Genomic DNA, 19,195 nt, shown 5'->3' with positions numbered 1-19,195 from the left:
TGATTCCGTTGCAGATTTCCGTTTTTCCGAGGGTCGGAGGGACCGGGGAAGAGAGGGTATTGCCGTTTAAGTATACCAAATGCAGGCCAACATCGCTGTGTGATTCCTGCCCATTCGTGACCTCGCATCCACGCAAAAAGTTCTGTACAGTAGCCGCCATCGGCGTTAACGGCGCCTTCACTTCAACCGCTGACAGCGAGGCTCCCATGCAACAACCGCAATGCTTCGGATACTTACCCGATGGTCGGGCAATCTACCGCTATCGCCTGAGCAACAAGCGGGGAATGACGGTGGATGTGTTGACCTTGGGCGCCATCATTCAGTCCTGGTCGATAACCGGTGCGCCCCAGGATGACATCATCCTGGGGTTTGATGATCTTGATGGCTATCTGTCAGACAACAGTTGTCAGGGCGCCGTGGTCGGTCGATATGCCAACCGCATCGGACACGGTCGTTTCAGCATTGACCAGCAACCTTACCGGGTTTCTACCAACCTGGCCGGACATTGTCTGCATGGGGGTGCCGACGGATTCCATCGTCGGGTGTGGGAAGCCACTCCATTGTGCCACAACGGCACCCAGGGTGTTCGTCTGGCCCTGACCAGCCCACACAATGACCAGGGTTTTCCCGGCAACCTGGCAATGACCGTCACCTACTGGTTACACGACGATGGACTATCCATTCACTATACCGCCAACAGCGACCGCCCGACGGTATTCAGTCCGACCCAGCACAGCTACATGAACCTGGCCGGCCATCACAGCGGCGATGTGTTGGACACCCAGGTGTGGCTGAACGCCGATCATTACTTACCTGCGATGGCTGATGCGTTGCCGACCGGAGAGATCCGTGCAGTTGCAGCCACGCCCTATGATCTTCGCCACCCCACCCCGCTGCGGGCGTTGGTGGAGGCACAGGAAGCAGGTTTAGTCACCGCCAATGGACCAGATCACAACTGGTGTCTGAAAGACTATCCGTCTGTCAACGGTCGGCCCTTTGTCGCAGGTGAGCTCTATCACCCTGGTAACGGGCGTCGCCTGCGGGTCTCCACCGACCTTCCCGGTGTGCAACTGTATGCCGGCAACTTCCTGCCCAATCACCTTCACGGAAAGCACGGCGCTATCTACGCCCCTTATCAGGGCGTGTGCCTGGAAACCCAACATTTCCCGGACAGCCCCAATCACACCCACTTTCCCAGCGCACGACTAAATCCGGGTAGCACCGTCCATTACCAAACTCACTGGCAATTGCGCTGACTTAGCCATAAAAAAAGCCAGCATATGCTGGCTTTTTTAATACTGAAAACAGGCCTATCAGGCGTCAGCGGTCTCAGCCGCTTTCTGGGCTTGTTCAGCCGATGCTGCCGGTGCGATTTGAATCGACATGATCGGCGCATCAGTGGTCGATGCCAGGTAAGCCAAGCGGTTGATTTGACCCAGTGACAGCAGGTGCGCATACACGGCGCCCAGGAAACCGGCTTTGCGCAGCTCGATGATTTTGTCATCATCCAGCTTGTTCAGGCGCTCTTCGCTGATCACAAACATGCCTGTAACAGAACGCTTGTTACCGTCAGCGTGCAACACGTTCAGTTGCACTTCTTCAAACAAGCCGAGTTCATCGAGCATTTTGATCATACGGCCAGTGGCCATTTCACTGTTGGCGATATCGCTCAGCATACGATGACGCATTTGCAGGAACTCTGTCGCTTCACCTTTGTCGTTGAACAACGGTTCGCCGTCATCGGTGATCAGATCACTGTTCTCATCAATGAACACACCCAGTTTGTCACCGTCAGGACGTACGTCAAACGGAAAACGCTGCACGCTCATTGGCAATACATGGGTTTGCCACTTGTTGTCTTTTACGTACAGGTTGCTGCCTTTTTCCAGGCCGAACATGGCAATGGTGTGGAAGTTGCCGGTATTGGGATCCTTGACGAAAACGATCGGCATGTTGCCACCGATAATTGGCATCTCGCGCAACGTCACTGCAGCCATGTGAATGGTTTTGGCATATTCGAATTCGTGACGTGCTTTGACTTTAATGTTGCTGTGTTTGTCTTTGTCCAGCGGAACGTAGTTAATTGTCATTACTTCTTTCTCTTATCGTTTTATACGCCAGCGACTCCGTGACCGGCGTTGGTTCAACCACCCTCGGTGGCTTGATTATCGAATTGCGTGTTCCCGCATCAATGGACGGGGCATTCGCGAGGGGCAAAGTATGTGGGATTTACGCTTTGTTGTCACGGCTATTCCCGGCCAGATCAGGTAACAAATTACTAACATACTGATCTGCCGATTGATCTCTTACGATGCCTAATTAAGGATGTGGAGACACTTCGACATAATTCAATCCTTTGTGGCCGGATAAACCACTACCGCTGTGCGCAATTTGTTTTTCCCGTATGCCGCCATGAAAGAGAAATCCTCCCGCGCAACCGGAATGTGCTGACAATCCATCGGATGGGGGTGTTCATCATCAGGGTATGGATCGTGCAGGTACAAACAATCTTCATCAATGTGCGTAACCGTCACCCAATGAGGTACTTTTCGGCCATCCATCCGGTAGGTACTGATCAAACACAACACCGCAGCGCCTTCTGCCAACGCTGCCTGCAGGCGCTCTACGCTGGGGTCCTGCCACAATACCTGAATGTCCTGTTTGCCGGCATCGGTTACAAACTGCTCGTGCACGGCGCGCAAAATGTCTTTCTTGTGTTCACTGCGCACACCGTCGAGAAACAATGGCTCGTGTTGATTGATGTACACCTGCGCTTGAAAGCCCAACTCTGTAGCGGCTAATCCGAGCCCCAGCGGATGACATCCGCCGTGACCCGAGGTCATGTAAATGGTTGTGGCCTGTCGCCAAATCCATAACTCGCGCGCCAGATTCAGCGGTTCCGCACTGCGCAAACGCTTCATTGCCATCATCAATGCCGCCGGTCCACAAGTAAACTCGGTGGATTGCGGGTACCAGGGGTATGCACCCAAACGCCGGGCACTGAGCACCTGGCGTATGGGCTTTTGCATCCGCAACGCATCACTGCCGTTGTCGTAGTATTTACTGTAGGTGCCGAAGGTGCGATAACCCAGTTGCTGGTAAAGGTGTATCGCACCGCTGTTGTCCGCAGCCACTTCCAGTCGCATAAACAACTTGCCTTGCGCCACGGTGGCCTGTTCCAGGGCCAATAACAGCTCCCGCGCTACACCACGTCCACGCATCAAAGGAGATACCGCGAGCGAATACAGTCGCGCCAGGCGGGTACCTTTACGCATGATCACCAATCCATACGCTACCACCAGGCCTTTCTCGCGGACCACCAGAAACACGCCCCCGGGCGCCTTTAACCAATGTTTGAACTGCCGCCTGCTGAGGCGATCGCTGTCAAAACACTGCTGCTCCAACGCCACCAGCGCATCCAGGTCCTGCTGCTGCGGCAAACCAATATCAAGGGGCGAAACCACAGATGTCACTGCCACAGCATTAGCGTCCACGGGCTTCCAACCTGTCTGCGAAGGTTTGCATCAGTATCATGTACAACTCTTTGCCCAAGTATTGGTCTTCAATTTTGGACTCAATACTGGGATTGTCATTCACTTCAATCACATACACCTGATTGTTACGGTATTTGATGTCAACGCCATACAGGCTTTTACCGACAATAGCGCTGGCTTTAACTGCGGCATCCAAAACTGGCTTTGGCACTTCAAAGGTCGGCATGGTTTCAAAGTCACCCGATGTATGGGACTTGGCGCCATGGTTGTAGATCTGCCAGTGGTTGCGGGCCATAAAATAACGACAGGCATAGATAGCCCGCCCATTCAACACACCAATGCGCCAATCGTACTCGGTGTACACATACTCCTGCACCAATACCAACGCCGACTGTGCCAACATCGCCGCCAGGCGTTGTGTCAGTTCCTGACGGTTCTCTGCCTTGTAAACCCCCATCGAAAACGAGCTTTCCGGCAGCTTTAATACCATCGGGTATTCAAATTGCTGTTCCAGTGCATCGCACACGTCATCGTCCAGATGCGACACAAAGCGACTGCGCGGCGCGGGAATTTTGTGGTAGGTGAATGCATCTTGTAAAAACACCTTATTGCAGCAACGCAGTATTGATGTGGCATCGTCAATTACCACCAGACCATCCTGCTCGGCTTTACGTGCCAGTCGATAGGTGTGGTGGTTGATGGCGGTCGTCTCACGAATGAACAACGCATCGTACTGTGAGATTAAACGGCCCTGATCCGGCGTGATGACATCGGCCTGGATACCCACCTGCTCGGCGGCTTTAACAAAGTTCTTGATCGCCTTCTGATCGCTCGGCGGCGTCGCTTCATCCGGATTCACCAGGATCGCCATGTCCCAGCGCGCCCGTTTCTTACTGGTTCTTGGCCGCCAGGTTGTAGCAGTAAAATGCTGTAATCGTTCAACCAGAAACGGCCAATCCTCAGCAGCCATCTCATGAATACCCAACAGGCCCAGTTGTACCACCGGCAAACCCTGCACATGCTTGACAGCGACGGATAACACCGGCGCCGGATATTGCTCAAACACATATTTGGCCAGGCGCTTGTAGCGAGCCTGCTGACAGCCCCCGAACACCACCAGAAAATTCACATCGCCGGACCCTTTCAACTCGTTGAACAAAGGTTGTGGCACGGCCATGCCGGTGTTGGATTCGGCTTGTTGCTCGCTCAGAGTGCGTAAATCATTGATGGTATTTACGCTGGGCAACACTTTGTGCTGCCTGGCTTCTGCGAGCAATGAACAATAGTACCCTTCACTCAGGTATCGCTGGGTAGCACATAAGTTGATCAGCCGAGTTTTAGGTTCGCCTGCTTTGGGGTACTCGGCCAGGTATTGGTCGAAATCCAGTGTCTCTGTATCCATGGCTGGCAGTGAGGCCAGATTGTCTACAACGACGAGGGTTTTAAACATGTTACGCTCCGCAAAGAAGCCAAAACACAGAGCACCGCGCCCTGTGATGGTATGTCGCGCACTATAGGCTCAATGGCGCAATTCACAAGCATCAGAGACGGGTTTCTGTACGAAAAATATTTGTCCTCAGGAAAAGATATTTGTGTCGCCTTATTCGTGGACTTTACCGCCGCCCGGCATTGCTCTAGGCTAGCATTCTCAGGTCCCGCAGCGTCTGCGCCGGGCACACAATAAGAGGCAAATAAAATGACGTCATCACTACTGACCGCAAGCTTGCTGGCAGGGATTGCACTGAGTTCACCGGTGTTAGCGGAGCAGGACTGGCCCTATCCTCAGGATACGCCTGCAGCACAGCCCTTATCCATTGGCTATGCGGGGCAACAACCCAGCGACATCTCACGCATCCTGTTGTCCCGTGGCGCTCAATCTGCGCAAATGGGTCCCGATGGTTCGGTGATCGCGTTTACCAGTTCAGTGACCGGATCACCGCAATTGTGGGTGAAGCATCTGAAGGATGGACGTCAGCAGCAGCTCACCTTCGGCAATGGTGTGCGCAACTATCGCTGGCACCCCGATGGTCGGCACCTGATTTACACCGCCGATAATGAAGGCAATGAGCGAGAAGCCTTCGTCATGATCACCTTGGACGGCAAGCACGAAAAACCCTTACTGCCGGCCAATGACAGCTTCAGGGCACTAGGACCTGTGAGTCCCGACGGACGCTACCTTGCCTATGCATCCACTGAACGCAATGGACGGGATTTCGACCTGTACTTGCTGGATCTCGAACAAGGTGGCAGCAAGCGTATCTATGAAGCCGAGTTTGGCTACTACCCGGTCAGTTGGCGTCCGGGTTCAGCAACGTTATTGGTGGCCGAGGTACGGGGTGAAGATGCCAATAACCTGTATGCACTGGATACGGACAAAGGTGATGGCACGCTCAAGACACTGTTCAAACCTGACGTTGCAGCTCGCTACAACAATATTCAGTGGCAGGCGGATGGTACGGGCTTTTATTTCACCACGAATCAGGACGGTGAAATGATGGCCTTGGCTTACTACGACTATGCCAACAGCCAGACAGCAACCGTGCGCAGTGTGCAACACAACATCGAAGACGTTCAATTGTGTCAACAGGACCGCACTCTGATGTGGCGTGAGAATGATCAGGGCATTGACCGGCTCTATATTCAGGATCAACAAACCCGACAAGCAACCCCGATAGACACACCCACTGGCACCCTCAGCCTTTCCTGCGGTAACACCGCCAGTGCAGCTATCCTGTTGCGTGGCCCTGACACGCCCGGCGACGTCTATGTACTGAACCTCAATGATCCTACCCCCAGGTTAGTACTGCCTTCGACGTTGGCGGGGTTAAGCGCTGAGCAATTCGTCTTTCCAACCGTTGTACAGTTTCCAGCCAGAGATGGCGTGATGCTCCAGGGGCTGCTGTACCTGCCTGAAACCCCTCAAGGCGAGGTCCCACCAGTGGTCATAGATATCCATGGCGGTCCGACTGCCCAGAGCAAAGCGAGCTGGCAGCCCTTAACCCAATACCTTGTCAGCAGAGGCATTGCCGTGCTGGATATCAATGTACGAGGGTCCACCGGATTTGGTAAGACCTATGCACGGCTGGACAATCAAACCAAACGCCTGGACAGTGTCAGAGACCTGGTGGATGCGCTGGCCTGGCTGAAAAAAGACGGTCGGGTTGATGCCCAACGCGCCGCCGCGATGGGCGGTTCCTACGGCGGCTACATGGTCAATGCAGTGATGGGGGCTTACCCACAGGCCTTTAAAGCAGGGGCATCATTTGTCGGTGTCGCCGATTGGGTAAAAGCACTGCAAAATGCGTCACCAGGCCTTAAAGCCTCTGACCGTATTGAATACGGCGATATTCGCGAACCGCGCTGGCAAGCATTTTATGCCGCCAATAGCCCCATCAATACGGTCAACAACATCATTGCCCCTATGTTTTATCAACACGGTGTGAATGACCCTCGTGACCCGGTCGAAGAATCTGATACTATGGTTAAATCATTGCGTGCCAAAGGTATTCCGGTCACCTATTTACGCTTTGCCGATGAAGGGCACAGCGTGACCAAACTGGAAAACCGGGTGATTTTTTACCGCGAGCTGGCCGCATTTCTTGAACGCCACCTGGCCTCACCTGAAAAGGAAAACTGATCCATGTTGAAACCCTTATCGTTGACTGTCTCTCTTGCGCTGTGCGGCGCTGCCGTTGCTGAACAGCAGGATGATGTGCTGGCCCATGCCAAAGCGCTCACCCAGCAACATATTCTGGTGGATGGACACATTGATGTACCTTATCGGGTCAACGAGCAATGGGTCGACGTGACACAGGCCACAGAAGGGGGCGATTTCGATTACCCCCGTGCCCGTCAGGGCGGCCTGAATGCACCGTTCATGTCCATTTATGTCCCCGCTGAGCTGGACGCGTCGGCTGAGTCAACCGCACTGGCACATAAACTGATCGACAGCGTCGAGGCCATCGTCGGCCGCGCGCCAGACAAGTTTGCCATTGCCACCTCCGTGGCGGATGTCGAAGAACAGTTCAAACAAGGCCTGATTTCACTGCCCATGGGCATGGAAAACGGCTCTCCGGTGCAAGGCAGCCTGGCAACGCTGAAGGCCTTCTATGACCGCGGCATCCGTTACATCACGCTGGCCCACTCACAGAGCAATCACATCAGCGACTCTTCGTATGATTTGCGCCGTAAATGGAAAGGTCTGAGTCCGTTTGGTAAAGAGATGGTTCGGGAAATGAATGCGCTCGGCATGATGGTAGACATCTCTCACGTTTCCGACGCTGCGTTTTATCAAGCAGTGGAAATCTCCACCGCGCCGGTGATTGCCTCGCACTCTTCATTGCGTTCGTTTACACCCGGTTTTGAGCGCAACATGGACGACGACATGATCAAAGCCCTGGCTGAAAACGGTGGCGTGGTGATGATCAATTTCGGCTCCACCTTTGTTGATCAGGTGGCGCGCAACTGGCGCAACCAATTCAGTCAGGCCCGCAAGCCGGTTGAACAACAATACGGTGAAGACAGCGAGCAAGCCCAGGGCTTCGAAGCACAGTACCGTGAAGAAAAACCGTTTCCGTTTGCCGGCGTTGCCAAAGTCGCCGACCACATCGACCACGTCGTGAAGCTGGTCGGTATTGAGCATGTCGGCATTGGTTCGGATTACGATGGTGTGGGTGACTCACTGCCCCAGGGCCTCAAGGACGTTGCCAGTTATCCGAACCTGGTCGCCGAGCTACTGCGCCGGGGCTACAGTGATGACGATATTGCCAAGCTATTGGGTGAGAACCTGCTGCGGGTATGGCGAGAAGTTGAACGGGTAGCCGCCGAGCACAACAGCAACAAATCCTGATTTTATGTGACACCGGCCGCTCTGGCGGCCGCCTTTTTCGCTCAAACGGACCTGACCATGCACATCCGACACAGTACCGAACAGGATATTCCTGCCATTCACCAGTTGTACGCGCAACCCAGTTGTTACGCGCAAACGTTACAAACCCCATTCCCTTCACTGATCAAATGGCAGCGCATGTTGTCACAACCAGGTGATGACTTCCGCAGCTTGGTCGCAATCAGTGACAACGGCCAGCTTGCCGGGCAACTGGGCATGGCCCTGATGGACAATCCCCGCCGACGTCATGTGGCCAATATCGGCATGGCAGTGGATGAATCCCAGCGCCGTCAGGGCGTGGCCGATAAACTCCTGCTCGCCGCCATGGACTTGGCGATGAACTGGCTGGCGATACGCCGTCTGGAACTGGAAGTGTATTGCGACAACGACGCTGCCATAGCGCTGTACCAAAAACACGGTTTTGTGATTGAAGGCACCGCCCGCGAATATGCCTTCCGCGACGGCCAGTATACCGATGTTCACCTGATGGCCAAATGTATTACCGGAGCCTAAACAGCGCTGTGTGAAGGGCTAACACCCATGGTCGGGTAGCACTACTCGACCGTTAACATCAGCTCGACAGACTGGTCGTCGCGCTTTACCGTCATAGGAACATCACTGCCGGGACTGAATTGGCCTAGTAAGCGCAGCAACACCCTGATGTCACTGACATCCCGATGGGCAAAACGCACCAGCCAATCGCCGTCTTTAACACCGGCCCGTGCGAACGGATACTGGCCGTAGGCTTTTTTGATAGGGATCCCCTGCTGTTCAGGTGATTCTGGATGTCGCCACACCACCAGCCCGACCTTATAGCGATGCTGACCTTCAATTCCCCACTCCATGACCTGCTGTTCCTGTTGTGCGGCGTGATAGTCTTGCAGGCGCGTTTCAAGTGCTTGCGCCTCGGCACTGTCTGCTGAAGACTGGGCCAGCAATTGATGCAACACTTCAAACGCGTCGACTGTATAGGCGCTGATCCCCTCGCTGCGTTGTTCTTCAGGAAGGGCAATGGCCAATCGGTCCAACGCCCGTTGCGGACGCGCCAGTGCCTGCCAGCGCCTTGCACTGACCAATGCCAGCCGCCGATCGCGGGGAAACAGTGACGCCACAGCATCAAGCAAGCGTTGTTGCATATCCCCGCTTAACGCCAGCCATTGCGGCTCTGTCATATCCAGCATCCAACGACGCAAGGCCTGGCGGGCATTTACCTTGCCCTCCACCACTTGCGGGCTGGACGGCGAATCGACGTCGACCGCAGCCAGAAAATGCGACAGCCCAGCCGCCATTTGCTGTGTCTGGGTGATGGTCTGGTGTCCGGCAGCGTAGCGAATGTGAGCAGCATCCGGCGCCAATTGCGCAGCCTTTTCCAACAAAGTCAGGCCGTAAGTAGGGTCAACGTCATCACGGATAAGCCACTGGGCATAGGGGTACAACACACCGATGTCTTCGCCTGCGCGATGCAGGGCATCGGTGTACAGTGTCTGTATTAAGGCCGGATCGTACCAATCCCGGTCATAAGGCAGTAGCTGTGCCAGGCGTACATTGAGGGTTGCGGATACCGAACGCTCGGGCTGTTGATTGAGTAAGCGAAAGCCGTCCATGATCAGCTGACGCAGTTCGGATTGCTGGTCGTGATCAGCGTACCCTGACTGCTGTGCCAACCACTGCCCGGCCTGCAACACAAACACTTTTCGTTGCAAGGAAAGATCCGACGAAGACAAAGCCAGCGCTTTGTTGTAGGCATCCAGCGCAAAACCTGTGGCCTGCTGCTGGTCAAAAAAATCTGCTACGTCGAGGTAGGATTGTAACGCCTCTCGGTGTTGCTGACGCTTTTCAACCGCGTAATAGCCTTCCCGTAGCGCGTAGAACAAGCTCAACGCTGCGGTCATAGCACCTATCAATGCGACGGCTTGGGTTGCCCACTGTCGCCATCGGGACGTGTCTGACACACTCGCCTGGCAATGAAAACAGCGCGTTGCCTCAATCGGGATAGGTTGCAAGCAGTGCCGACAGGGGTGTACCCCCCGATTGTCTGCCATGTGCGGATACCTGTATACAGTTGCGATTCTCTAAGGGTAGTTGCTGCAGCGCCAAATCGGTATGCGAGAAGGGAAAGTGAGCCGCGTCGCCAATGACGACGCGTCTGTAAAGGGGTGAGTCGGCCGGTAAGCCGGGTTCTGTACGCTATTGCTAGCGTGGTGATCATTCATCTAGGCCTGCAATCACTCGCAGGCTCAAGCAACCTACCCGGTTCCGATGTGGGCCACACCATAAGGAACCCTATTTGGTCTTGCTCCGGGTGGAGTTTACCGTGCCGTGAACTGTTGCCAGTCACGCGGTGCGCTCTTACCGCACCCTTTCACCCTTACCGGCGCCGAAGCGCTTAGGCGGTTTACTCTCTGCTGCACTGGTCGTCGGCTCACGCCGCCCAGACGTTATCTGGCACCCTGCCCTGTGGAGCCCGGACTTTCCTCCCTCTGCGATGCAGACGGCGATCACCTGGCCAACTCAGGGGGCGGATTCTACGCCGTTGTCCGTTCAGCGTCTACGTTTGTCCGCACCGGTAACTTGGACAGTCTGTCAGCTTTTTTAACAGCAATGAGTAAAACTCACCCAAAATACATGATAACCAATTGTTTTACATACCTTTTAATTTTTGGCACAGAAATAGCTAGGGATTGTTGAGTTCACGATATTTTCGTGACTAACTGACTGAAACGATAGCAAATTAAAGGAAGAACCATGTTCAAGAGACTGTTATTGGGTGCCGCACTGTTATGCGCAGGAACTGCACAGGCCGCACTGATCAACTTTACCGGCAACATCGCCAATCACAATGATGTTATCCGTATCGACTTCACCCTGCTGAGCGACGCCAACAACGTTCGCGTGTGGACCGACTCACATGATGGTGGTGTTAACTTTGACCCCATTACGGCGTTGTGGGATGCTGCGGGCAACCTGCTGGATGAAAACGATGACAACGATTCAATCGATCCGGCAACCCAAACCGTTTTTGACTCCGGTTTCACCTTGCCTTTCCTGGCTGCCGGTAACTACACCTTTACCATCGCCACTTTCAATAACTTTGCCGCAGGCTCTACCCTCGCTGATGGATTCAGTTTTGACAGTGAGACTGCTATCCCACTGAGTCAGTGGTGTCAGCCTGCCAACGATTGTAACGAAGGCACCTTCTGGAGCGTATGGCTGGACGGCGTTGATTCAGCAACCAACCCAGGTGGTGGTACGCCTGTACCTGCACCCGCCACTCTGCTGCTGATGGCATTCGGTGGTCTGCTGATGGCCCGTCGCCGCAAGTAATTTGCATTTTTCCAAAAAACCACCGCCGCGCGGTGGTTTTTTTGCTCTAAACATCAAGGACTAGCCGGCAAAAACCGGTAACGCAGAAACCGCTCGGCCCAGATTGACTATACTTGAAGAGCTAAGTTTCACTAGGTTTGGAGGCAAGTATGTCATCAGACAACCGCGTTACCCATTATCTGGACAGTCAACACATTCGTTACGAGCTGCGCAGTCATCCGCACAGCAAAAGTTCGCTGGGCTCTGCCCTTAGCGCCGATGTTCCCCTGCACGACATGGCCAAAGCCGTGATGCTCGAAGACCACGATGGCAAGCACATGATGGCCATCCTGCCGTGTGATTACAAAGTCAGCTTACGCGCACTGCAGGATGAATTGCACCGGGATTTCAAATTGGTCAAGGAAGCCAAAGTGTATCAGCTGTTTACCGATTGCGACTCAGGCGCTGTTCCACCCGTCCCACAGGCTTATCACATGGAAGCCATCTATGACGAAGCCTTGGAAGAGTGCAACACGGTATACCTGGAGTGCGGAGATCACGAAACCTTGATTGCCATGGATAAAGAAGACTTTGTGCGCATGTTGGGCAATGCCAAACATGGCCGTTTCAGCTATCGCACCATCCACTGATACGGGCTGTTCAGCGTTCCCTGAACCACTTGGTGATCACCACTTTTTCGCCTTGAGTGACCGGGTGTGCCTGATGTAACGTACGTGGGTTGGGCGTACCGTCTGAACACAGATTGTTCCAGGCCAGGGCCATGCCTGTTCGGGGTGAAAAGCGCAACCCCAGGTGAGGAAACTCGGTTTCTCCGCCTTGGCAGCCTTCGCTCAGATAGAGCATGAACGTCCAGCTGCGCTGGCCATCCTGTGCGGCAAAATCACGGTACTCATCACTGCCCGGTTCAAAGTAGTCGGTGTGCGCTTTAAACCCCTGCCCCGGCGCATAGTGTTGCGCCTGAATTGGCTCAGCTTCACCAATACCCAAGCCCATTGCATCGACAATCCGTTGTTCGACCTGCGCTGCCAGCGGATGATGCAGTGTCGGCAGATCACAGGTTGAAGAGGTTCTGAACCCCTCGTACCCCTGCGTAGCGGTGATCTCTGAAGGGCGCAAACGGGTTTTCGCCAGTGCAGCCAGTTCAGTACACTTTCGCACCGATAAAAACTGCTCCAACACCACAAATTGAGCATCTGCAACATCGAGCAGCCTGGCTTGCCATTGGTCCAATTGCTTGAGTAAACGCGGCGTTGCCAGGCGCTGATAGAAATCGGCACTGTGGTCGACTAACAGTTCAGGCGCCAAATGCGCTTCAAGGTAAGGCAGGCATTGCTGGTAGACAAATCCGTTGTCGCACAAACGACTCAACAACGTCTCGGCGGATACCCCGCGGTTGAGATTGTCTGCAATCCAGTCACGCCATTGGCGAGGCAAGTCGGCCAAGACTAGCCCTGCTTCAGGGTCTGAGGCGACACGGTCGCCACCAACTCACTGGACAGAATAAACCAGAACTCACTGCCCACGTTCACTTCACTGTCAATCATCAATTGAGAGTTGTGATGCGACAACACGTGCTTCACGATCGCCAGCCCCAATCCGGAGCCGCCCGTGCGACGGGAGCGGGCTTTGTCGACCCGATAAAAGCGTTCAGTCAGACGACTCAGGTGCTTGGCAGCAATGCCTTCACCATTATCCCGGACGCGGAACACAGCATCTTCCCCTTCCAACTGCCAGCGCACCTCAATCTTGCCCGGTGCCGGAGTGTAGTGCACGGCATTAAAAATCAGATTAGAAAAGGCGCTGCGCAACTCGGTTTCAAGCCCATACACTTTGAGCTGCGGATCAACCGAGAAAGTAATCTCATGTTGTTTCTCCCGGTTCAGCGTATTGGCCTCGGTGGCAATGGTCTGTAACATTGATGGCACATCAACCACATTGTCGAATTGCTGATCGACATTGGCTTCGATTCGAGACAACACCAGCAGCTCTTCAATCAGGGTTTGCATGCGTTTGGCCTGGCTGCTCATTTCCTTGAACGCTTTCTGCTGAACGCTGGCAGGAAGTTGGCCATCGTCTGGCGCCATTTCCAGATAACCGCTAATGACGGTGAGTGGGGTGCGCAATTCATGGGAAACATTGGCGACGAAGTCACGACGCATTTGTTCGAGCTGAACAAACTTGGTCACGTCACGGGCAATCAGCAATAACTGCTTGTCGCCATAGGGAATGAAGCGGTATTCGAGGATCTTGTCCTGATTCAGTGGAGACTGGACCTCGATCGGTTTATCAAATTCTCGTGCATGGAAGTAATCCAGGAATTTGGGATGGCGGATCAGGTTATCGATACGGCGGCCAAAATCCTGCGGAAAGCGCAATCCCAAACTGAATCGGGCCAGCTTGTTACACCAGACAATGGCGCCGTCTTCATCCAACACTACCGTGGCATCGGGTAACGCTTCCGACCCCTCCCGGAAACGCTTGACCATTTTACTCAGCTCTTTGCGCTTGCGGCGATCCCGTCGCTGCATGACATAAATGCCTTCGTAGATGTACGACCATAGCCCCTCACTGACCGGCGGTGTCATCTTCTTGCTATGCCATAACCAATGGTTAAGCCTGAACAACTGCCGGTAGGACAACACCAACAGACACATGGCACCCAGGGCAATTGCCCAGCCAATATGCCCGACATACGCGCCAAAAATCGCACACAACGTGAAGTATGCGGCGAGTTTTAGCAGCGTGCCACTGCGAGAAAAAGGGTAGTACATACTACAGTGTCACTCATCGTCACAGAAAAGCGTGGCTTTTCTAACCTTGGTAAAACCTGAACTATACCCTAGTTGAAAAACGATATCCTGCCCCACGTACGGTTTGGATCATCGCGTCATGGCCGTGACGATCAATGGCTTTGCGCAAGCGGCGAATATGCACGTCTACGGTGCGGTCTTCCACGTACACATTGGTGCCCCAGACATTGTCCAGCAGTTGTTCACGACTGTACACCCGTTCGGCATGCGCCATAAAAAAGTGCAACAGCTTGAACTCCGTGGGCCCCATGTCGAGGGGTTCGTCATTCACCGTCACCCGGTGAGACACGGGATCCAGCATTAAACCATTCACCACAATCGGCTCTTCACTGGCAGTGGGTGCTGCGCGTCGAATGACCGCTTTGATGCGGGCAATCAGCTCGCGGGGTGAAAACGGTTTGGTGACGTAATCATCAGCGCCGGCTTCCAGCCCCCGCACTTTGTCTTCTTCTTCACCACGGGCGGTTAACATGATGATCGGGATGTCACGGGTATGCTCATGTTCCTTGAGCTTTTTCGCCAGCTGTACACCGCTGCCGCCCGGCAACATCCAATCCAACAGGATAATGTCTGGGTAAGGTTCCACCAGCTTATCCATGGCCACATGGAAATCTTCAGCCTGCACAGTTTCAAATCCATATTGAACCAGCACAAACTCGAGCATTTCCCGAATGGGCGCTTCATCTTCTACTACAAGTACGCGTTTGGACATTTATATTTCCCTGCCTTATCACTGGCGCTCATTATTCTGCGCAAATATGACAGATTTATTAAAGTTATCATAAAAGTGTCAAACTCTCGCCAAACCTTTCCTTCACTATCCTATAAGCCTTTGTTGAAGCGCTACAAATCCTAAATTTCACCTTGCCGTTGTGGTAATTTTGTTTATTCTAACTACAGCAGGAGATTTTTTGTGCGCGGTAACAGTAGCGCCGTTTAAGGTTGGTGAATGACAAAAGTCAAAACAGGATTGTCTCGAAAGCTACTGACGCGGGTGTTGTCTGTTTATTTCATACTGACTCTCATCGTCACCTTTGGTCAGATCCTGACGGAATACCTCAATGCGAAAAACCATATTGAAAGTGAACTGCAAACCCTGAAGAACACCTTCAGTACCAGTTTGACTCGTGCAATATGGGAGCTCAATACGCCTCAGGCGGTCTCCATTGCAGAAGGTCTGATGGAGCTGCCGATCGTTGAGGGTGTACAAATCCGCGATGAAAACGGCAAATACATCGCCGACATCGGACGCACCAACAAGCAAGCCCTGGAACCGGTCACGACCGGCGTCATGAAGGACCACCCCGGCGGAACGTTCGGCTACAGTTTTCCGTTGATTTTTGAATTCTCGGGTCGCACATCAAACGTTGGCGACGTAACCCTGTACTCCAGTATCGGCATCATTTTCAGCCGTATTGAAGTTGGGATCTTTTTCCTGATCGGCAATGCGATCATCAAGACCGCTTTCCTGGTGTTCCTGTTCCTCAACGCCTTCCGGCAGATGTTGACAGAACCCCTGTCAGAATTAACCCAACAAATCAGTGAATTCGATGTTGACCGTCCTGAATCGTCAAAACTGCACGTGCACATTGATGATGATAACGAGTTAAAACTGCTGCAATCGTCTTACAACGAGCTCATCGATGATCTGATTGATTACAAACGACGACTGAAACTGACTCAGGATGAGCTTACCGACGCCAACCGCAAGCTCGACGATCAGAACATTTTCCTGGAACAGGAAGTGGCCAAGAAAACGGCCTCTCTTTCAAAAATCATGCTGGACCTCGAACAGCAAAAAGATGAACTGATCGTTAAACAGCGTGAATTACGTCAGGAAAACGAGAATCGTCAATACATCGAAGACGAGTTACGTAAGCGCAACACCGAACTGGCTGAATCGATGCAAACCTTGCAACTGGCCAAAGACCAACTGGTGGAATCAGAGCGCATGGCCTCCCTGGGCGGCTTGGTGGCCGGTATTGCCCATGACGTCAACACGCCACTTGGGGTTGGGGTGACCGCGGCGAGTTTCTTGCAGGAACGTTTACGCAACCTGCATCAGGCGTTTGAAGACAAGAAACTGACCAGCAAAACCATGACGGCCTTTTTGAGCGAAGCGGAGCAAACCACGACGCTGCTGTTAAGCAACCTTAATCGCGCCTCCGATCTGGTATCCAGCTTCAAGCAAGTGGCCGTTGACCAGACCAGTGAAGCGGAACGGGATGTTGATCTGAAGGTTTATGTGAATGAAGTGGTTCAGTCACTGGCGCCGAACTTTAAAAAGACCGATCACAGTATCGACATCGATTGCCCTGACGATTTGGTGATCCGCTGCGCGCCTGGCGTCATCGCACAGATCTTCACCAATATGATCATGAATTCGCTCATTCATGGCTTTGAAGGAATGAGCCAGGGCAAAATCAACATTGTTATCAAGGCCGAAGATGACACCCTGCATATCAGTTACAAAGACAACGGCAAGGGCTTGTCAGAAAATGATTTGCAGCGCCACTTTGATGCGTTTTTTACCACCAAACGGGGTAAAGGCGGCAGCGGTCTGGGAACCCACATCATGTACAATCTGGTCACACAGACTCTGGGTGGCCAGATTGAAGCGAACAGCGAGCCAGGCAAAGGGTTGTCCTACGACATCACCTTCCCGCTGCGTGCTGTATAGTTAAGCTGTTTTTCCTGTACTGGACTTTCCCACCCAGCCTGATAGGCTTGCAGCCTTTTTGACGTATCCTGGTGCGGGGCCCTCCCCGCCCAAAGTCCTACAGGAATGTACCGATGTGGTTTAAAAACCTGAAACTCTACACCCTTACTCAACCCCTTTCGCTGAACGAAGACGACCTACAGTCCATGTTGGCCGAACAGCCTTTTCGCCCCTGTGGCAGTCAGGACACTGCGACCATGGGATGGAGCGCCCCGCTCGGTCAGGGTGACCAATTGCTGCATGTGGCGGATGGCCGTATCTGGTTAACGCTCAAAAAGCAGGAACGCTTGCTGCCATCAACGGTGGTTAACGCCGAACTGGCTGATAAGGTTGCCGCCATTGAGGCCGAAACCGGCGCTCCAGTCGGCAAAAAAGCCCAACAGGATCTCAAGCAGGAAATCATCCATCGCTTGTTGCCGCAGGCGTTTACTAAAAACACCTTTACCCATGGCTTTCTGTCTCTGAAAGATAACCTTGTAGTGGTTGATGCGTCTGCCGACGGTAAGGCAGAAGCCTTTTTGGCGACTCTGCGAAAAGCCATTGGCTCGTTACCGGTGGTACCGATGGCCCGTCGCAGCATTGCCCCAGACCTTACTCTGTGGCTAAAAGGCCAAGGGGTTCCCGACAACACTGAGTTGCTGGAAGAAGCCGAACTGCGCGCCAGTGGCGACGACGACAGTATCGTTCGGTGTAAAAATCAGGACCTGGGAGCGCCAGAGATCCTACAGCATCTGGAGGCCGGAAAGCTGGTCCACAAACTGGCCATCGGCTGGGATGAAACCCTGACCGCCATGATTGAAGATGATCTGGGCATTAAGCGCCTGAAGTTCACCGATGTGATCCGTGAACAAAACGACGACATTCCAAAAGATCAATTGGCTGCTAAACAAGATGCAGATTTTGCCCTGATGTCCGGCGAAATCGTGCGTTTCGCACTGTGGTTGCAGCAAACGTTTGATTTAGGCGCGGACGCCTGATATCGATTGAGAAACAAAAAAAGCGCCCGATGGGCGCTTTTTTTTAATCGACCGGTTTGATGCTCAGGCAAAGATGGCTTTGGCGTTATCACGCATTTCAATGAATTCGTCAGACTGTAGAACCGACAAATCCTCAAACATGCCCTTTTTCTGACTCAGGTTCATGACATCGTCTTTGTGGCTGTCAAAGGCTCCTGCAAGCACTGCCCCCAGTCGGACAAAATCGATGTAGCTGACATTGTCAGTCTGATAGTCCATGTCGCGCCACTTCTCGGCTACCTTGACAAACGCATCCTCAAAGCCCCAGTCCAACATGATTTTCGCACCAATCGGACAGGACAGTTTCTGGATCGCGACATTCAGGAAGGTCGGATTGGCGAACACATCTTCATGTCGTTCCGCTTCAGTCAGGATCGGTAACACACCGATATTATGTACCAGCGCAGCCAGCGTCAGCGTATCCAGGTTAAGCTTACCGCGGTGCCCTTTGCTGTATACCTGCAGTGCTGCCATGGCATTGGCAACCACGTCAACCGTGTTATTCCAGACCTTGGTGATATAGTCCTTGACCAGATCGTTGCGGGATACAAATAACTGTTCCATTGCCAGCGCAGTAGAAATGTTCTTGATTTGCGACAAACCAATGCGGGTAGCGGCCTGACTGATGGAATTCACTTTCACACTACGGCCAAGATAAGCACTGTTGGCAATCTTGATGATCCGCGCCGACAAGGAAGGGTCTTGGGAGATGACGTCACCCATTTTGTGCAGGTTGATGTCTGGATCGTCTGCCGCCTTACGAACTTTCAGGGCGATGGCCGGTAAGGTAGGCAATACCAGTGTGTCATTATTGATTTTTTCAACCAGGATCGTCAGCAACGCGTTCTCTGTTGACATCATTCTTCCTTTGTCAGTGTTCTTGTTGGGGATATTCTGAGAATCCCATGCTTTTGTTAAGTATTATGCATATTGGAACAAAGTAA

The 19,195-nt window shown here is 53.2% G+C and carries 16 protein-coding genes and 1 other RNA gene; 8 read left to right on the top strand and 9 right to left on the bottom strand.

Annotation, left to right across the window (positions count from 1 at the left end; genetic code table 11):
* Nucleotides 1-206: 206 nt before the first annotated feature.
* The gene (locus LJ739_RS09310) at nt 207-1,256 is read left to right on the top strand and encodes an aldose epimerase family protein (RefSeq protein WP_229159733.1); all 1,050 of its coding nucleotides are present in this window, start codon (nt 207-209) and stop codon (nt 1,254-1,256) included.
* 57 nt (nt 1,257-1,313) lie between these two features.
* Here LJ739_RS09310 and LJ739_RS09305 read toward each other — a convergent pair whose 3' ends face one another.
* The 3 genes from LJ739_RS09305 to LJ739_RS09295 all read right to left on the bottom strand — a co-directional run bounded on the left by LJ739_RS09305 (nt 1,314) and on the right by LJ739_RS09295 (nt 4,944).
* Nucleotides 1,314-2,090 (bottom strand): SapC family protein, encoded by a 777-nt coding sequence (locus LJ739_RS09305; protein ID WP_229159731.1) that lies wholly within the window; start codon nt 2,088-2,090, stop codon nt 1,314-1,316.
* 258 nt (nt 2,091-2,348) lie between these two features.
* Nucleotides 2,349-3,494, bottom strand: coding sequence for a peptidase C39 family protein (locus LJ739_RS09300; RefSeq protein ID WP_407646766.1), 1,146 nt, complete (start codon nt 3,492-3,494; stop codon nt 2,349-2,351).
* Nucleotides 3,484-4,944, bottom strand: coding sequence for a RimK family protein (locus LJ739_RS09295; RefSeq protein WP_229159729.1), 1,461 nt, complete (start codon nt 4,942-4,944; stop codon nt 3,484-3,486). The genes LJ739_RS09300 and LJ739_RS09295 overlap by 11 nt, the downstream gene beginning before the upstream one ends.
* A 246-nt stretch (nt 4,945-5,190) precedes the next feature.
* On the opposite strand from LJ739_RS09295, the gene LJ739_RS09290 reads away from it, so the two are divergent.
* From LJ739_RS09290 to LJ739_RS09280, 3 genes are read left to right on the top strand one after another with little or no spacing between them, the layout of a single operon-like run.
* Nucleotides 5,191-7,131: a S9 family peptidase gene (locus tag LJ739_RS09290; protein ID WP_229159727.1), complete on the top strand. Its 1,941-nt coding sequence runs from the start codon at nt 5,191-5,193 to the stop codon at nt 7,129-7,131.
* Nucleotides 7,132-7,134: 3 nt separating this feature from the next.
* Nucleotides 7,135-8,343: a dipeptidase gene (locus LJ739_RS09285; RefSeq protein ID WP_229159725.1), complete on the top strand. Its 1,209-nt coding sequence runs from the start codon at nt 7,135-7,137 to the stop codon at nt 8,341-8,343.
* 57 nt (nt 8,344-8,400) lie between these two features.
* On the top strand, nt 8,401-8,895 hold the full coding sequence (locus LJ739_RS09280) for a GNAT family N-acetyltransferase (protein ID WP_229159723.1): 495 nt from the start codon (nt 8,401-8,403) through the stop codon (nt 8,893-8,895).
* A gap of 41 nt (nt 8,896-8,936) precedes the next feature.
* Here the strand turns inward: LJ739_RS09280 and LJ739_RS09275 are convergent, their stop codons facing one another.
* Nucleotides 8,937-10,424 (bottom strand): PDZ domain-containing protein, encoded by a 1,488-nt coding sequence (locus LJ739_RS09275; RefSeq protein ID WP_229159721.1) that lies wholly within the window; start codon nt 10,422-10,424, stop codon nt 8,937-8,939.
* A 111-nt stretch (nt 10,425-10,535) separates the two neighbouring features.
* An RNA gene (gene rnpB / locus LJ739_RS09270) (RNase P RNA component class A) lies at nt 10,536-10,896 on the bottom strand.
* Nucleotides 10,897-11,127: 231 nt separating this feature from the next.
* On the opposite strand from rnpB, the gene LJ739_RS09265 reads away from it, so the two are divergent.
* Nucleotides 11,128-11,706, top strand: coding sequence for a DVUA0089 family protein (locus LJ739_RS09265; protein ID WP_229159719.1), 579 nt, complete (start codon nt 11,128-11,130; stop codon nt 11,704-11,706).
* A 149-nt stretch (nt 11,707-11,855) separates the two neighbouring features.
* Nucleotides 11,856-12,335, top strand: a complete 480-nt coding sequence (locus LJ739_RS09260; RefSeq protein ID WP_229159717.1) for an aminoacyl-tRNA deacylase — start codon at nt 11,856-11,858, stop codon at nt 12,333-12,335.
* A gap of 10 nt (nt 12,336-12,345) precedes the next feature.
* Here LJ739_RS09260 and LJ739_RS09255 read toward each other — a convergent pair whose 3' ends face one another.
* The 3 genes from LJ739_RS09255 to phoB form a co-directional block, all read right to left on the bottom strand.
* The gene (locus tag LJ739_RS09255; protein ID WP_229159715.1) at nt 12,346-13,149 is read right to left on the bottom strand and encodes a prolyl hydroxylase family protein; all 804 of its coding nucleotides are present in this window, start codon (nt 13,147-13,149) and stop codon (nt 12,346-12,348) included.
* Nucleotides 13,150-13,151: 2 nt separating this feature from the next.
* Nucleotides 13,152-14,477 carry a phosphate regulon sensor histidine kinase PhoR gene (gene phoR / locus LJ739_RS09250; protein ID WP_229159713.1) on the bottom strand — a complete coding sequence of 442 codons (1,326 nt, stop codon included), beginning with the start codon at nt 14,475-14,477 and terminating at the stop codon, nt 13,152-13,154.
* Between the two features lie 61 nt (nt 14,478-14,538).
* Nucleotides 14,539-15,228 (bottom strand): phosphate regulon transcriptional regulator PhoB, encoded by a 690-nt coding sequence (phoB, locus tag LJ739_RS09245; protein WP_229159711.1) that lies wholly within the window; start codon nt 15,226-15,228, stop codon nt 14,539-14,541.
* Between the two features lie 237 nt (nt 15,229-15,465).
* Here phoB and LJ739_RS09240 point away from each other — a divergent pair, with 237 nt between their 5' ends.
* Together LJ739_RS09240 and rdgC are read left to right on the top strand one after the other, a co-directional pair.
* Nucleotides 15,466-17,196, top strand: coding sequence for a sensor histidine kinase (locus tag LJ739_RS09240; RefSeq protein ID WP_229159709.1), 1,731 nt, complete (start codon nt 15,466-15,468; stop codon nt 17,194-17,196).
* Nucleotides 17,197-17,309: 113 nt separating this feature from the next.
* Nucleotides 17,310-18,212: a recombination-associated protein RdgC gene (gene rdgC, locus LJ739_RS09235; protein ID WP_229159707.1), complete on the top strand. Its 903-nt coding sequence runs from the start codon at nt 17,310-17,312 to the stop codon at nt 18,210-18,212.
* A gap of 63 nt (nt 18,213-18,275) precedes the next feature.
* On the opposite strand, the gene LJ739_RS09230 is transcribed toward rdgC, so the two are convergent.
* Nucleotides 18,276-19,109: an HDOD domain-containing protein gene (locus LJ739_RS09230; protein WP_229159705.1), complete on the bottom strand. Its 834-nt coding sequence runs from the start codon at nt 19,107-19,109 to the stop codon at nt 18,276-18,278.
* Nucleotides 19,110-19,195 lie beyond the last annotated feature (86 nt).

The organism is Fluctibacter halophilus (assembly GCF_020687825.1).
GTDB classification, from domain to species: Bacteria; Pseudomonadota; Gammaproteobacteria; order Enterobacterales; family Alteromonadaceae; genus Fluctibacter; species Fluctibacter halophilus.
Note: the sequence above shows the minus strand (reverse complement) of the source record. Positions and strands in the feature narration are given on the sequence as shown.